General features: G+C 62.3%; 14 protein-coding genes. 8 read left to right on the top strand and 6 right to left on the bottom strand.

The window, feature by feature from the left end; all coding sequences use genetic code 11:
* The first annotated feature begins 64 nt into the window (after positions 1-64).
* A complete protein-coding gene (gene purU / locus RLDS_RS44755; protein WP_021226959.1) occupies positions 65-904 on the top strand; it encodes a formyltetrahydrofolate deformylase in 840 nt (279 codons plus the stop codon).
* 346 nt (positions 905-1,250) lie between these two features.
* On the opposite strand, the gene RLDS_RS44750 is transcribed toward purU, so the two are convergent.
* From RLDS_RS44750 to RLDS_RS44735, 4 genes are all read right to left on the bottom strand, one after another.
* Positions 1,251-1,487 carry a DUF2093 domain-containing protein gene (locus tag RLDS_RS44750; RefSeq protein ID WP_021226957.1) on the bottom strand — a complete coding sequence of 79 codons (237 nt, stop codon included), beginning with the start codon at positions 1,485-1,487 and terminating at the stop codon, positions 1,251-1,253.
* 5 nt (positions 1,488-1,492) lie between these two features.
* Positions 1,493-2,896: an NAD(P)H-dependent flavin oxidoreductase gene (locus RLDS_RS44745; RefSeq protein WP_031298484.1), complete on the bottom strand. Its 1,404-nt coding sequence runs from the start codon at positions 2,894-2,896 to the stop codon at positions 1,493-1,495.
* 88 nt (positions 2,897-2,984) lie between these two features.
* On the bottom strand, positions 2,985-4,118 hold the full coding sequence (locus RLDS_RS44740; RefSeq protein WP_021226955.1) for a glycosyltransferase family 4 protein: 1,134 nt from the start codon (positions 4,116-4,118) through the stop codon (positions 2,985-2,987).
* The gene (locus RLDS_RS44735) at positions 4,111-4,986 is read right to left on the bottom strand and encodes an alpha/beta fold hydrolase (protein WP_021226954.1); all 876 of its coding nucleotides are present in this window, start codon (positions 4,984-4,986) and stop codon (positions 4,111-4,113) included. Before RLDS_RS44735 ends, RLDS_RS44740 begins: the two co-directional genes overlap by 8 nt.
* Before the next feature lie 37 nt (positions 4,987-5,023).
* On the opposite strand from RLDS_RS44735, the gene RLDS_RS44730 reads away from it, so the two are divergent.
* From RLDS_RS44730 to RLDS_RS44700, 7 genes are all read left to right on the top strand, one after another.
* On the top strand, positions 5,024-6,418 hold the full coding sequence (locus RLDS_RS44730; protein ID WP_021226953.1) for a protein adenylyltransferase SelO: 1,395 nt from the start codon (positions 5,024-5,026) through the stop codon (positions 6,416-6,418).
* 51 nt (positions 6,419-6,469) lie between these two features.
* Positions 6,470-7,903 carry a succinylglutamate-semialdehyde dehydrogenase gene (gene astD, locus RLDS_RS44725; protein ID WP_021226952.1) on the top strand — a complete coding sequence of 478 codons (1,434 nt, stop codon included), beginning with the start codon at positions 6,470-6,472 and terminating at the stop codon, positions 7,901-7,903.
* An 88-nt stretch (positions 7,904-7,991) separates the two neighbouring features.
* The gene (gene cobA, locus RLDS_RS44720; RefSeq protein WP_031298482.1) at positions 7,992-8,798 is read left to right on the top strand and encodes a uroporphyrinogen-III C-methyltransferase; all 807 of its coding nucleotides are present in this window, start codon (positions 7,992-7,994) and stop codon (positions 8,796-8,798) included.
* Positions 8,795-9,091, top strand: a complete 297-nt coding sequence (locus tag RLDS_RS44715; protein ID WP_021226950.1) for a DUF2849 domain-containing protein — start codon at positions 8,795-8,797, stop codon at positions 9,089-9,091. Before cobA ends, RLDS_RS44715 begins: the two co-directional genes overlap by 4 nt.
* Positions 9,092-9,094: 3 nt before the next feature.
* On the top strand, positions 9,095-10,726 hold the full coding sequence (locus RLDS_RS44710; protein ID WP_021226949.1) for a nitrite/sulfite reductase: 1,632 nt from the start codon (positions 9,095-9,097) through the stop codon (positions 10,724-10,726).
* On the top strand, positions 10,719-11,159 hold the full coding sequence (locus RLDS_RS44705; RefSeq protein ID WP_021226948.1) for a DUF934 domain-containing protein: 441 nt from the start codon (positions 10,719-10,721) through the stop codon (positions 11,157-11,159). The genes RLDS_RS44710 and RLDS_RS44705 overlap by 8 nt, the downstream gene beginning before the upstream one ends.
* Complete coding sequence (locus RLDS_RS44700; protein WP_021226947.1) at positions 11,152-11,943, top strand: phosphoadenylyl-sulfate reductase; 792 nt, start codon at positions 11,152-11,154, stop codon at positions 11,941-11,943. The genes RLDS_RS44705 and RLDS_RS44700 overlap by 8 nt, the downstream gene beginning before the upstream one ends.
* 428 nt (positions 11,944-12,371) lie before the next feature.
* On the opposite strand, the gene ligA is transcribed toward RLDS_RS44700, so the two are convergent.
* On the bottom strand, positions 12,372-14,495 hold the full coding sequence (ligA, locus tag RLDS_RS44695) for an NAD-dependent DNA ligase LigA (RefSeq protein WP_021226945.1): 2,124 nt from the start codon (positions 14,493-14,495) through the stop codon (positions 12,372-12,374).
* A 53-nt stretch (positions 14,496-14,548) separates the two neighbouring features.
* Positions 14,549-15,253 (bottom strand): DUF4396 domain-containing protein, encoded by a 705-nt coding sequence (locus RLDS_RS44690; protein WP_031298480.1) that lies wholly within the window; start codon positions 15,251-15,253, stop codon positions 14,549-14,551.

Raw genomic sequence — 15,253 nt, 5'->3', positions numbered from 1 at the left:
GGGCAACGGCGTAATCCGCATATTGTTGGAGGGGCCGTTGCCACACGCTGTCGAGTCATCCTGGGTGCTGACACTCGTCTGCGCCGATCGCGTCGGCATCGTTGCCGCTGTCAGCCAATTCCTGGCCGAGCGAGGCGGCTTCATCACCGACAGCCAGCAATATGCCGACCGCGACGCCGACCTGTTTTTCATGCGTGTCGCGTTCGAGGCGACGGACGATCGCATGCGCGACACCCAGGCGTTGCGTGCGGACTTTGCCATGATCGGCACGCGCTTCGCCATGGAGTGGTCTTTGGAAGAAGCCCGGCATAGCCCCCGCATGCTGATCGCCGTGTCGAAGGGATCCCATTGCCTTGCCGACCTGCTGCACCGCTGGCAGGCGGGCATGCTTGCCGTGGACATCATGGGCGTCGTGTCCAACCATCCCGACATGCGGCGCATCACCGAATGGCACGGCATCCCCTATCATGAGCTGCCGCCCAATGGCGACAAGGCCGCGCAGGAGGCGGCGTTGCTGGACATTTTCGATCGCAGCCGATCGGACTATCTGATCCTGGCGCGCTATATGCAGGTTCTGTCAGAACAGCTGGTCGACCGTCTGGCGGGGCGCTGCGTCAATATCCATCACAGCTTCCTGCCCGGATTCAAGGGCGCCCGCCCCTATCACCGGGCGCATGAGCGGGGGGTCAAGCTGATCGGCGCGACCGCGCATTTCGTTACCGCTGATCTCGACGAAGGGCCGATCATCGAACAGGCGGTCGAGCGGGTCGATCATCGCGCGACGCCGGAAGACCTGATCCGCATAGGCCGCGATATCGAGGCGCAGGTTCTGGCCCGGGCGGTATCCTGGATCGCCGACCGGCGCGTGCTGCTCAACGGCGGCAAGACGGTGGTGTTTCGCTAGACGCTGACAGGGGCGCGTCGTCGTACCTGGCTGACCGGGTCACGTCGAAACATCTGCGAAGCGGCTTGTTCGGCTCAAACGATCTGACGCCCGCAGAATGTCACCTGCATCCAGGCGTTCGTCAGCTGACTACGCTGTACAAAAACCAGCCGACGATCAGCAGGCTGGAAATGATGCAGATACGGTCACCAAAAACATCGATACGAGACATGAACGGACATCCTTCACCCAAGAGCGATCTTCGTCGCTTATGAGGAAAGATTACAACAAAACAGCCGTTAACGAAACCGTAAAATTGCGAACCATGCAGGCCAGAATGGCACAAAATATGTGATGGGTAGGGCCGCTATCTACCCGTAACGGCACCTTCTTCGCCTACCGTGCCCTGGTGCCGCAGATAGGCCTTGGTCGCCTCTTCTGCTCCCCGATAAGCCTCCTGCCAGCGCGCGCTCCAATATTTCAGGTCATGCAAATCGATTCGCTCTCCCGAGACGGCGCAGAGCACAAACTGCCCCGGTCGAACGATGGCGAAATCCGCCGCATCATATTCCAGCACAGCCAGGCCGGGCACGTCGCCGATCATCGGGCTCAATCGCCCGTCAGGATGCGGTCGACCAACTGCTTGACGGTCGGAACGAAGCCGTTGGAATAAAAGGGGTCCTGCTTAAATTTGTAAGCGGCATGACCGGCAAACAGCAGATTCTTGTCCAGATCGCCGCCATGAACCGATTCCTGGAGCGACTTTTGAATGCAGAAACTGCGTGGATCAGCCAGGCGACCGGTCGAGTTGGTTTCGCTGTCCATCCAGCTGGAAAAGGCGCATTGGCTGAGACAGCCCATACAGTCGGTCTGATCCTTGCGAATTTCCGCCTTTTCTTCTTCCGTCACGAACACCAGCGTATTGTCCGGCGTCTTGAGCGCGGATGTGAAGCCGGCGCCGAACCATTGGCGCGCCCGCTGAAGATCGCCCAGCGTCACCCAGAAATTCTTGCCCTTCACGCCGACATCAAGCTGATGCGTATGATCGCCGGCCTGTTCGGTGCTGAACGGTATCTGCCGTTCGGACCGCGCTTCGAGCGAGCGGAGGAAAGGGTTGCGGATGGCCGAGCTGTAGAAGCCGGTCGGCGAAAATTTGTGGAGCAGAACGTCGCCCGGCTCCAGTTGTAGCAGCCGGTCCTTCCATTCCTGAGGAATGGGACTTTCCTGCGTCAGCAACGGCCGCGTGCCGAACTGGAACATGATGGAGCCGAGTTCGGGATTGTCGATCCAGTCGTTCCAGTCCTTGAGCGCCCAGACGCCCCCGGCCATGACGATGGGCACGTCGTCCGAAATGCCGCCTTCGCGCATGGTGTCGCGCAGCGCCTTGACGCGCGGATAGGGGTCCTGTGGCGCGCGGGGATCTTCGGCGTTCGACAGGCCATTATGGCCGCCGGCCAACCATGGGTCTTCATAGACCACCGCCGCCAGCCATTCCGACGCCTTGGAATAGGCGCGCTTCCACAGGGCGCGGAAGGCGCGGCCCGACGACACGATGGGGAGATAGGACACGCCATAGGAGGCGGCGATTTCAGACAGCTTATAGGGCATGCCCGCGCCGCAGGTGACACCCGCGACCATCCCACGGGTTTTTTCCAGCACGCCATGCAACACGCGCTGCGCTCCGCCCATTTCCCACAGGACGTTGATATTGATTGCGCCCTTGCCACCGGCAATCTCGAACGCGCGCTTCACCTGCTCGACCGCGCCGTCGATCGCATAGGCGATCAATTCCTCATGCCGGTCGCGCCGGGTGCGGCCATGGTAGATTTGGGGGATGATGTTGCCGAAACTGTCATAGCTGTCGGCGTTGACCGCTGACACCGTGCCGATGCCGCCGGCGGCCGCCCATGCGCCCGAACTGGCGTGGTTGGACACGGCAACACCCTTGCCGCCTTCGACCAGCGGCCAGACTTCGCGGCCGCCATAGACGATGGGCTTCAACCCCTTGAACAACGACATCTCCTGCACATGCGCCCGGTTCATGACCGGGTAAAAGCGACCTTATAGCAGCATCGGCTGCCCATGACGAATTTCGCGCGCCCTAGCGCAAAATCATGGGGCTGGCCAGAGCTTCGCCGTAGAGAGACGCATAAGCATTTACCATGGTTTCCTCGGCGAAATCGCGGGCGGCGCGCGCCTGATTGGCGGCGCCCAGACGGTCACGCAAGTCTGCATCCGCAGCCAATTGCCCCAGAGCGTGGGAAAGAGCTTGTTCGTCGCCTACGACGAAGGGGCGATTTTCGGGCGCGACCATGTTGGCGACGTCGCCCACATCCATCGAAGCGGCAGGCAGGCCAGCGGCCATCGCCTCCACCAGCGAAATCGGAAATTGCTCGCTGTCCGACGACAAGGCGAAAATGTCGAACAGGCCGACAAAGCGCCACGGGCGGTCCAGGAAGCCGGCCATGTGCATGTCTTGCAGCCCATGTGCCTCTGCTTCGGCAAGGATCGCCTCTCGTTCCGGCCCTTCGCCCACGACCACCAGTTGCAGCCGGTCCTTGTGCGCGGCGATCGCGCGGACCAGGCGGGGGATATTCTTGACCGCCCGCAATCCGGCAAGCGTGCCGACCAGCAGTTTTCCGGGCGTCCGCACCAGACCAGGGATCGCATCCTGCATGGGCGGGGCCGTGTAGCGCGCCACGTCTATGCCATTACGGATGAGGTGCAGCCTGTCGGCAGGTTGGCGCCATATCGTGCGGGCAATGCCCTCCAGCACCACGGACGGCACGACCAGAGCATAAGCGCGCTGTAGCGCAACGCGGCGGAACAGGTTGCGCTTGGTCTTCAGCCCTTCTGCCTCATCCGCGTTGAAGCCATCTTCGTGATGGATGAGCGGCGGCAGCCCCTTGGCGGTGCCGCCGCCGAGCCGATGCGCCATCACAGCGTCCATCGCCCCCCAATTATAGGTGAGGACCAGATCAAAGCCTTTGAGGAAAGCCTGGATCTCACGATAGCGGGCAAGGCCCGGCTTGCCTGCGAAGGACGGGGCATCGGGATAGGTGACATCGATAACCGGATCGATCGCGTCGCGCGCCCCCATGGCGGATGGATCGGCGCTCATGATGCTGTGGCGCGCCTTGGCACCCCAAATGTTCATCAGGCGCGTGGCGCGGGCTTCCTTGCCGCCCAGGGAAAAACTGCCATGGACATGGAGGATGTGCGGTCGTTCAGCCACGCAGCACCCGGTCGAGCAACCGGTCGATCGCCGCGATACTGTCCGGTTCGTCCAGCGCCGGCGCATGACCCACATTGGGCACGGTGACGAGTTCAGCGCTTGGGCCGATGTCGCGCGCCATGCGCAGCGCATTGTCCGCACTCAACAAATCGGACCGCTCACCGCGCAGCAACAGCGTGGGGATGCCGGCGAAGGCGGACATGACCGGCCACATATCCACGCCGGCTTCACTGCCCATCGCACGAATGGGTTCGGCGATCTTCATGTCATAATCGAGCACGATCCGTCCCCCGCTATTGAGGCGATAGAGACGCTTGGCCATGGCGATCCACTGCTCCAGGCCATAGCCGGGGTAAACGTCGCCGTTGGAATCCGCGAGCGCGCGAGCGGCATGGACCCAGGTGGGGTGGGACTGGCCGACGCCGACATAGGAACGGATGCGGTCCAGACCGGCGGGGTCGAGCGCCGGGCCGACATCATTGAGCAACGCGCCCGCAAGCCACTCGCGGTGGGTGGCGGCGATCAACATGGTCAGGATGCCGCCCAGCGACGTCCCGATCGCGACAAATCGCGTAATCTCCAGGTCCGCGACCAGGCGGCTGATATCCTGAAGATAGGTCAGCGGCACATAGCTCATCGCGTCCTTGGCATAGGCGCTTTCCGCGCGACCGCGCATGTCGGGGCAGATGAGCCGCCACTGGCCGGCCAGACGCTCGGCCAGTGGCTCAAAATCGCGCGCATTGCGCGTCAGGCCGGGCAGGCAGAGCAAAGGCGGGCGACCATCATCGTCCCCTGCCCTGATATAATCCCGATAATGGAGCCGCAGCCCGTCGGGTGACCACCAATATCCATCCGTATAGCCGGTCAAACTTGATCCTTCCGCCCTGACACCCCCATATCGCCGCATGAGCCAGACGCCGCAAGCCGCCAATTATTGTCCCGCGACCCAAATCGACGCGTTGATGCCCGATATCGCCGATCCGGTGGCCGCCGCCGACTTTCCGCAGACGATCCTGCGCTACCGCAATGACCGGGCGGCAGCGGACGTCGGACTGGACCATCTGTCAGATGATGCCTGGATCGCGCATTTCGGTCGCTTCGCGCCGCTGGAAGACAGCCTGCCGCGGCCGTTGGCGATGCGCTACCATGGCCATCAGTTCCGCCATTATAATCCCGACATCGGCGACGGCCGGGGTTTCCTGTTCGCCCAGTTGCGCGACGGACATGGCAGATTGCTTGATCTTGGCACCAAAGGATCGGGGCAAACCCCCTATAGCCGTTTTGGCGACGGACGGCTGACGCTGAAGGGTGGCGTACGCGAGATTTTGGCGACGGAAATGCTGGAGGCGCTGGGCGTTAATACGTCCCGCACGCTGTCCATCATCGAGACGGGCGAGGCATTGGAGCGCAATGACGAGCCATCGCCGACACGCGGCGCCGTCATGGTGCGCCTCAGCCATTCGCATATCCGCATCGGCACGTTCCAGCGGGCGGCGTATCTGGATGACAAGGCGCTGTTGGAAAGATTGACCGACTATGCGCTGCGGCATCTTTATGACGAAGCGCCGGGCCTTGATCCTGCCGCCCAATTACTGGGCCGGGTTGTCGAGCGGACCGCCGATCTGGCGGCGAGCTACATGGTGGCGGGCTTCGTCCATGGCGTGCTCAATAGCGACAATATCAACGTCACGGGCGAAAGTTTCGACTATGGCCCCTGGCGGTTCACGCCATATTGGGACCCGGCCTTCACCGCCGCCTATTTCGACCATGGCGGCCTATATGCCTTTGGTCGGCAGGCCGAAGCCATCCATTGGGATGTGGCGCAACTGGCCGTGTCGCTCCGGGCGATCACAGAGACAGAGCCGCTTGTCGCGCAACTGGAGCGCTTTCCTGACCTCTATGGCGCTGCGGTCCAGCGGCGTTTCTGCTGGCGGCTGGGCGTGAAGGAAAGCGCCCAGTCCGGAGCGATGATCGAGGCGTCCGTCCGCGGGATGACGCAAACCGGCACGGCGATCGACCAGTTCTTCCATGACTGGCGCGGCGGCATATCGGCGCATCCCGCCCGCTATGATGACGCGGCATGGGGGCCTTTCCAGAGGAGCATCGCCCTGTGCGAGCCGGAACCGGACGCGCGAACTCATGATTATTGGCGGGATGCGCAGCCATGCTCCATGCACATCGATGAGGTTGAAGCTATCTGGAGCGCGATCGACCAGCATGATGACTGGGAACCGCTGCATGAGAAGGTGGCCGCCATCCGTCGCATGGGCGCGGCGCATGGCCAAGTGGCGGTGGCGTGACCATGTCACCCTCTCATTTCATTAACCAATTTCCGGCATAGCCTTCGACAAATGGTCGCGTCGCTTACCTCCCATGAACCCGCCACAGGCGTCCTGCTCTGGCAGGGGCAGACGGGCGATGTCGAAGCGGAAGTCGCTGCGGCGCGCGCGGCCTGGCCCCGATGGGCGGCGCAACCCATCGCCTATCGCATCGAAACGCTGCGTCGCTTCGTCAATGTCGTTCGGTGGGAAGAAGATGCGCTGGCGGACCTGATCGCGCGCGAAACCGGCAAGCCGCTCTGGGATGCCCGGGACGAAGTCGCAGCCCTGATGGGCAAGGTCGACATCAGTGTCGCGGCCTATTCGGAGCGCACGGGGCAACGCCGGCTGGAAGCCAATATGGGCGCCCGCCAGTCCGTGCGGCACAAGCCCCATGGCGTGATGGCGGTATTGGGGCCTTACAACGCCCCAGCGCACCTGCCGGGCGCGCATATCATACCCGCGCTGCTCGCGGGCAATGCTGTCGTGTTCAAACCGTCTGAGCGGACCCCGGCCGTGGGCGAGATGCTGGTGCGACTGCTGCACGAGGCGGGGATTCCCGCAGGCGCGATGCGATTGGTGCAAGGCGGCCCCGACATTGGGAAGGCGCTGACAGCCCATGGCGATGTCGGCGGAATATTATTTACCGGATCGGCACAGACCGGCATTGCCATCAACCGGCAATTTGCCGCGCAACCTGCCAAAATCCTGACTCTCGAAATGGGCGGCAACAACCCCATATTGGTATGGGACACCCCGGAAATCCCGGCTGCCGCCGCCATTGTCGTGCAGTCCGCTTTCCTGACGAGCGGACAACGATGCACGACGGCCAGTCGCCTGATCGTGCGCGACGGCATTGCCGACACGCTGATCGCCGAAGTCAAGAAACTGGCCGATCGGCTGATTGTCGATCAGCCCCATGCGACGCCCACGCCCTATATGGGGCCGGTCATCGACAATCAGATTGCCGACGGCCTGACCGAAAGCTTCTTGTGGCTGATGAGCAATGGCGGTCGCCCAATCAAGCATATGGTGCGCACGCGGCCCGGCCTTCCGTTCCTCAGCCCCGCGATCATCGATGTGACGAACATGAAGGAACGGCCTGACGTCGAACTGTTCGGCCCCTTGTTACAGGTCATTCGCGTGGCGGATTTCGGCGAGGCGATCGCCGAGGCGAACAACAGCCGCTATGGGCTGGCCGCGTCACTGGTCGGCGGATCGCCGGAACAATATAATCAATTCTGGTCCAATGTTCGCGCGGGTTTGATCCACTGGAATCGCCCGACAAATGGCGCTGCGTCCAACGCGCCCTTCGGGGGTATCGGCATTTCCGGCAACCATCGGCCGGGCGCCTATTATGCCGCGGATTATTGCGCCTACCCCGTCGTGTCGGCGGAACTGGAAAAGCCCCGCGCCTCCATCGGCGTGGGCCTTAAGGACATAGACGTCAGCGCGATGGGCGACTGACGCGGTCGCTGGCGCAAAAACATTTCCTAATCCCCTGCATATCCATTCTGAATTGAACTGCGGCGGGGCATTGGCCATCTGCAATGACATGGATGACAATATTCCCGCTACCGTCTTTCTGGTCGGCGCGGGTCCGGGCGATCCGGACCTGCTGACGATCAAGGCCGCGCGTCTGATCGGCGAAGCTGACGTCATCGTGCATGACGGGTTGGTGTCGGACGCCATATTGGCGCTGGCGTCGCCGGATGCGGACTTTATTTCGGTCGCCAAGCAACGCAGCCGCCATTCCATGCCACAGGATGCGATCAACGCCTTGCTCGTCGAACTGGCGCGTGAAGGACGCAGGGTCGTGCGGTTGAAGGGAGGCGATCCCTTCATTTTCGGTCGAGCCGGCGAGGAAGTCGATGCCTGCCGTGCGGCGGGCGTTCCGGTCGAGGTCGTCCCAGGCATCAGCGCAGCCATTGGCAGCGCGGCGCAGGCGCAGCTTCCCCTCACCCATCGCGCCGCATCAAGCGCCGTCACCTTTGTCGCGGGGCAGTGCAAGGGCCTGTCGGACCAGGACTGGTCGGGACTGGCGGGAACCGGGCGCACGCTCGTCATCTATATGGGCGTGGCGACGGCTGCCGATATTGCCGAAAAGCTGATCGCGGATGGCGTTTCGCCTGCCCTGCCCGTGGCCGTGCTGGAAAATGGCACCCGGCCCGCAATGCGGACATTGCGGACTTTATTGGCCGATCTGGGTGCCATGGTGGAGCGGGAAAAGGTCGTCAGCCCGGCGCTGATCGTGGTGGGCGACGTGGCGGCGCATGCGCTGGCGCAGGACATGCTGAACCGCGCCCAAGCACTGACGGTTACAGAACAGGGTCGGACCACCGACGGGAAAAGGGTAGAATGAAGATATTGACGGGTAATGATCTGGTCAGCGGCGACGTCATCTGGTGGGCGGGCGATGGCTGGTCGCGGCAGGTTGGCGACAGCGTCGATGTCGGCCAGTCCGGTGACGACCTTGCCCGGACGGAGGAGGCGGCCCTGCGCGTCGTGGGCGCTTATGTGATCGACGCGACCGTGACCGAAGACGGGGTGCGCCCCGCGCATATCAAGGATCGCATTCGCGCGCTTGGCCCGACGGTGCGGCCTGACCTGACCCTGAAACCGAACGACGCCGATGCCGGCAACTGGGTGATTTGAACCATGTATCGTTACGACAGCTATGACCAGTCCATGGTGGACGCCCGTGTCGAGGAATTTCGCGATCAGGTGCAGCGCCGCCTGTCTGGCGCTCTGACCGAGGACCAGTTCAAACCCCTGCGCCTGATGAACGGCCTCTATCTGCAACTCCACGCCTATATGCTGCGGGTCGCCATCCCCTATGGCACGCTGTCGGCCAGACAGATGCGCAAGCTGGGCGCGATCGCGCGGAAATATGATCGCGGCTATGGCCATTTCACCACGCGTCAGAACCTGCAATATAACTGGATCAAGCTGGCGGATGCGCCCGACATCCTCGCCGAATTGGCGAGCGTCGAAATGCACGCCATACAGACCAGCGGCAATTGCATCCGCAATATTTCTTCGGACCAATATGCAGGCGTGTCGGCGGACGAAGTGACGGACCCCCGTCCCTGGGCCGAATTGCTGCGCCAATGGTCAAGCTTCCACCCTGAATTCACCTATCTGCCGCGCAAGTTCAAGATCGCGGTGATCGCGTCGGATGAGGACCGAGCGGCCATGCGACTGCATGACATCGGGCTGAAGCTGGTCGAGCGCGACGGGCGCATCGGCGCGGAAGTCTATGCCGGCGGCGGCATGGGTCGCACCCCCATGGTCGCGCCGCTGATCCGCGATTTTGTTTCGGAAGACGAGATCGTCTCCTATCTGGAGGCGTGCCTACGCGTCTACAATCGCTATGGCCGCCGCGACAACAAATATAAGGCGCGGATCAAGATCCTGGTCCATGAACTGGGCGTCCAGGAATATAAGCGGCAGGTGGAGGAAGAGTTTGCGCATATGCGCACGCTCGGCCTCAACCCCCCGGTCGAGGAACTGGATCGCATCCGCGCCTTCTTCGCTCCGCCAGCCTATGAAAGCGGCCTGAGCGAAGCCATCGATCGCAGTGATCCGGCCTTCGCCCTGTGGGTCGACCGGCAAGTGGCGGCGCACAAGGCACCCGGCTATGCCATCGTCAATATCAGTCTGAAGCCACTGACCGGCATTCCCGGCGACGCGTCGGCCGATCAGATCGAACTGGTCGCATCGCTGGCCGAAGACTATAGCCTGGATGAAATCCGCGTCACCCATGCGCAGAACCTGGTCTTGCCGCATGTGAAGAAAGCGGACCTGTACGCCATCTGGCAGAAGCTGGACGAGGCGGGCCTTGCCGAGGCCAATCTCGACCTCATCACCGATATCATCGCCTGCCCCGGCCTGGATTATTGCGCGCTCGCCAATGCCCGGTCGATCCCGCTAGCACAGAAAATCGCGCAGCGGTTCGCCAATGCCGAGCGGCAGACGGAACTAGGCGAATTGAAGCTGAAGATTTCAGGCTGCATCAACGCCTGTGGCCATCATCATGCGGGGCATATCGGTATATTGGGCGTCGACCGGAAGGGCGTGGAGAATTTCCAGCTGCTACTGGGTGGTTCGGGTGCCGGCGATGCCTCGCTGGGGCAGATTACCGGACCGGGTTTTTCCGAAGATGGCGTCGTCGATGCGATCGAGAAGGTGACGGACTTTTATCTGGCAGAGCGAACGCAAGGCGAACGCTTCCTCGATACCTATCGCCGCATCGGCATGAAGCCCTTCAAAGAGGCGATCTATGGTTGAATTCCTGTCCTTCCGTGAAGATGACGCCACGCAGGAACCGACCGTCACGGTCGAAGCCTTCACCGGCCAGTCCAACTCCACCGCGGTGCGGATCGAGGCCGGCGAGGATGCGCGCGAATTGCTGCCGCATCTCGACAGGCTCTCGCTGGTGGAAGTGAACTTCCCTGCTTTTGGCGATGGGCGCGGTTATTCCGCCGCCCGCATCCTGCGCGAAGCAGGCTATGCGGGGGAACTGCGTGCGGTAGGCGACGTCCTGGTCGATCAGATCGTCGCCATGCGCCGCTGCGGCTTTGATAGTTTTCATCCCGCCAAAGCGCTGGATGACGCCGCGGTCGAACGCGCGCTTACACGCTACGCCGACGTCTACCAGAAATCGGTCGATGGCCGTGCGCCTATCTGGGCCAAGCGGCATCCGGAGAATCTAGATGGCTGAACCTGCTCGTCATATCGACATTATCGACGCGCGCCCTGCCTTCACGCAGGCCGATGCCGACGCGCTCAATACACGGTTTGAAGGCGTCGATACGCTGTCGATGCTGAAAACGGTGTTTGCCGAAGGTCTTGCCGGCAATGTCGCGGTCGTCTCCTCCTTCGGTACGGAAAGCGCAGTTCTGCTCGACTTGGTGGCCAGGGCGGACCGGACCGTGCCGGTGATCTTCGTCGATACGCTCAAGATGTTTGCGGAAACGCTGAACTATCGCGACACGCTCATCAAGCGGCTGGGCTTTATCGACAGCCGAACAGTCGCGCCGCTGCCCGAGGTCATTGCCGCCAAGGATGAGACCGGCCTGCGCTGGTCCTATGATCCCGACGGCTGCTGCGACATTCGCAAGGTCGAGCCGATGAAGCGCGCCAAGGATGGTCTTGACGCATGGATTTCCGGTCGCAAGGCCTTTCAGTCCGTCACTCGCCAGAACCTGCCCCGGTTTGAGGTCGAGGATGGCCGATTGAAGATCAATCCGCTGGGCGACTGGACCAAGACCGACCTGGAAGCCTATTTTGCCGAGCGCAACCTGCCCCGGCATCCGTTGGAGGCGCAGGGCTATCTGTCGATCGGTTGCGAACCCTGCACGTCCAAGGTGCTGCCGGGCGAAGACCCGCGCGCGGGCCGCTGGCGCGGCTGGGACAAGGTGGAATGCGGCATCCATTCGCCGGTGTCGCCGATCCCGGCGCCCGTGGCCGATCCGGACGATCCGGCAAACATGCCGGTCTTTTGAGGCGGCAGTTAGATGAGCCGCAGGAAAAGGTCGCCATGGGCGGCCTTTTTCTTGGACGAATATTCACTTTACAAATCTATTGCTCTGGCGCTCGCATCGGAATGATTAGGCCGACCCCCGCGACGCCGAGCATCGACTGGATGATGTGACTGAAAGGACCAGCAAGCCCGGCACCGACAATACAGGCCGCACCGAGAATGAGCCTCATCCAATAAGGATGAGCGTTGAGACCTTTCACTCCTGCTTCTCCTCGAGCGCAAATATTGGAAATTCTTTATTTTCCGGCCTTGAGCGATCTGCCCAATTAAAACATGCCCCAATCCCGTTCGCTTCGAGCGTAGTCGAGAAGCGGATAACCTGTCCCACCCATTTCTCGACTACGCGCGAAACGAACGGAGGTTGGTTGATTGACCCTAGCCAACGCGGCTCTATCCCGCCGCCTTGACGATGTCCGCCCATGCCTCTTCGGTAATGACTTCGATGCCAAGCGCGGTCGCCTGCTTCAATTTGCTGCCCGCGCCCGGCCCCGCCACGACCAGATCGGTTTTGGCGCTAACCGATCCGGCCGCCTTTGCGCCCAGCCGCTCGGCCTGCGCCTTGGCCTCGTCGCGGCTCATCGTTTCCAGCTTGCCAGTGAACACCACCGTCTTGCCGGTGACGGCGCTGGCAGTGGTTTCGACGATATAGTCGGCGGGCGAGACTTCGGAGAGAAGGTCGTCCCATGCTTCGACATTATGCGGTTCGTGGAAGAAGTTGCCGAGAGCTTCCACCACGGACGGCCCGACGCCGTTGATAGACGTCAACTCGTTAAGCGCCGTGAGATCCCCATGAAACGTCGCCACGCCAGTTTGTGGGTTATGCGACGCGGGGACATGCGCCGCCGATGCGACTTCCCGCAGGTGCGGCAGAGTGACAAATGCCTTCATCAGATCACGCGCCGTAACGGCTCCGACATGGCGGATACCGAGGCCGAAGAGCAGGCGCGCGGCGTCCGGCTTCCGCTTCGCCTCGATCGCGGCGAGGAGGTTGTTGACGGAGGTTTCCTTCCACCCTTCGCGGGCCAGAAGTTCCTGCCGATGCGCCTTGAGGCGGAAGATGTCGGCGGGTTCCCTGATCCAGCCGAGATCGAGAAATTCCTGGATCGTCTTTTCGCCCAGCCCCTCAATGTCGAGCGCCCCGCGGCTGACGAAGTGGCGGAGGCGCTCGAAACGCTGCGCCGGGCAGATAAGGCCGCCGGTGCAGCGGATGTCGACCTCCCCCTCCTCGCGCACCGCTTCCGATCCGCAGACGGGGCAATGATCGGGATAGACGAAGGGCGGGCGATCCTCGTCCCGCGTCAGATTCTCCACCACCTGCGGAATGACGTCGCCAGCGCGCTGGACGATGATGCGGTCGCCGGGGCGGACACCAAGACGGGCAATCTCGTCGGCATTGTGCAGCGTGACGTTGGAGACGACGACCCCGCCAACCGTGACGGGTGTGAGACGCCCTACCGGAGTAAGCTTGCCGGTGCGGCCGACCTGAATGTCTATCGCCTCAAGCGTGGTCTGCGCACGTTCGGCCGGGAATTTATGCGCGATCGCCCAGCGTGGCGCTTTCGCGACGAAACCCAGCCGCTGCTGCCAGTCGAGGCGGTCGACCTTGTAGACCACGCCATCAATGTCGAACGGCAGGTCGGCACGGCGGCGTTCGATGTCTCGATAATGTGCGAGTATGGCGTCGAGCGTGTCGACACAAACCAGCATATCCGACACCGGCACGCCCCAGCCCGCGATCGCCTGCATGACGCCAAGTTGCGTGTCGGCGGGCAGCGCGCTGTGCGCCCCCCATCCATGGGCGAGGAAGCGCAGCGGGCGGGCGGCGGTCACGGCCGCGTCCTTCTGGCGCAGCGAACCTGCGGCGGCGTTGCGGGGATTGGCGAATTGGCGCGCCTTTTCCGGGTCTTCGGCCTCGGCAAGCAGGCGTTCGTTCAAGGCCACGAAGTCTTCCTTGGCCATATAGACCTCCCCGCGAATCTCGAACAGGTCGGGGATATTGGGGCCGGTAAGGCGCTCGGGGATGTCGGCGATGGTGCGGACATTGGCGGTGACGTCCTCGCCAGTTGTCCCGTCTCCACGTGTCGCGGCCAGCACCAGCTCGCCCTTCTCATAGCGCAGCGAGCAGGACAGGCCGTCGATCTTCGGCTCGGCAGTGACCGCCACCGGCGCATCATCTGACAGCGCCAGAAAGCGGCGAACACGCGCGACGAAGTCAGCAATATCCTCGTCCGAAAACCCGTTGTCGAGGCTCATCATGCGGACGGCGTGTGGCACCTTCTGCAATGTCGACGTCGCGGCCGCACCGACCTGCGCGTTAGGCGAATCCGCGCGGATCAGGTGCGGGAAGGCAGCTTCGAGCACGTTGTTCTCGCGGATCAGCGCATCATAGTCCGCATCGCTAATCTCCGGCGCGTCCAGATCATGATAGAGCCGGTTATGCCGCGCGACCTCCTTGGCGAGGCGCATCAGGCGGTTGGCGGCTTCAGCTTCGGCAAGGGTCGCGGGGTCGTTCATCGGGCTGCCTTAGCGTTAGTCGGGCGCACACGGAAGCACGCGGCGGCGCGGCCCTACATCTTCTCCTTGATGCCCGTTCGGACAAGCCACCAATTGACGGGATAGGCTGTGCAAAATCCAGCGAGCATGGAGAGTTGCATGAGAAACCAGAATTCCGGGCTCGCGACTGGGGCTAACCCACCATAAGCGTGCCGGAACCACAGGAATTGTCCCGCGGCCATGACACCATACATGCCGACCTGCCAACTGGTGATCGAGGCTGCGTCCGCCTTCACCGCTTGTACTATGGCTGTGCCAACGGACAGGTCCCGCATCGGCTTGATCGTGCAATATTGAAATAGCACGCCGATCAGAAAGGCCAGGAGATAATCGAATATCCAGACGGCAAAGAGCTTTTCAGCGAAAAGCGTCCGCCAGCCAAACCATAGAGCAACGCCGGGAAAAGCGAAGGCAACCCATTCAGCGATGATGTCGCCCAGCGTACACCCTGCCCCGCAATGGCTTGCTCCCTTGGCCACAGCCACCGCCATAGGCGTATCGCGTTCCGCATCACCCGCCCGCCGAGCCGCCTTCAGGTAGAAGCAAAGCCAGATCACGCTGCCGAACAGCGCTGTCAGCGGCCACACCCAATTCATGATGGCCATCTTCTGTGGTCGCCGCATGATATCAACGAGAATTAACAACGCGCACAAGATTGCGAGGGTTAACGAAGCGATGGAAAGCCCATGCAGCCAATCTGGAAAGTGCGCTGGCGCCAT

This window comes from Sphingobium lactosutens DS20 (genome assembly GCF_000445105.1).
In the GTDB taxonomy this organism is placed as follows: Bacteria; Pseudomonadota; Alphaproteobacteria; order Sphingomonadales; family Sphingomonadaceae; genus Sphingobium; species Sphingobium lactosutens.
The sequence above is the reverse complement of the archived record's forward strand: the minus strand, read 5'-3'. Positions and strand labels throughout refer to the sequence as shown.

Coding starts and splice junctions, on each gene's coding strand:
- RLDS_RS44750 (WP_021226957.1), bottom strand. CDS start 1,487: ATGATCGGCGACGTGCCCGGCCTGGCTGTGCTGGAATATGATGCGGCG.
- RLDS_RS44730 (WP_021226953.1), top strand. CDS start 5,024: ATGAGCCAGACGCCGCAAGCCGCCAATTATTGTCCCGCGACCCAAATC.
- astD (WP_021226952.1), top strand. CDS start 6,470: ATGGTCGCGTCGCTTACCTCCCATGAACCCGCCACAGGCGTCCTGCTC.
- cobA (WP_031298482.1), top strand. CDS start 7,992: ATGGATGACAATATTCCCGCTACCGTCTTTCTGGTCGGCGCGGGTCCG.
- RLDS_RS44715 (WP_021226950.1), top strand. CDS start 8,795: ATGAAGATATTGACGGGTAATGATCTGGTCAGCGGCGACGTCATCTGG.
- RLDS_RS44710 (WP_021226949.1), top strand. CDS start 9,095: ATGTATCGTTACGACAGCTATGACCAGTCCATGGTGGACGCCCGTGTC.
- RLDS_RS44705 (WP_021226948.1), top strand. CDS start 10,719: ATGGTTGAATTCCTGTCCTTCCGTGAAGATGACGCCACGCAGGAACCG.
- RLDS_RS44700 (WP_021226947.1), top strand. CDS start 11,152: ATGGCTGAACCTGCTCGTCATATCGACATTATCGACGCGCGCCCTGCC.
- ligA (WP_021226945.1), bottom strand. CDS start 14,495: ATGAACGACCCCGCGACCCTTGCCGAAGCTGAAGCCGCCAACCGCCTG.
- RLDS_RS44690 (WP_031298480.1), bottom strand. CDS start 15,253: ATGGCGCCAGCGCACTTTCCAGATTGGCTGCATGGGCTTTCCATCGCT.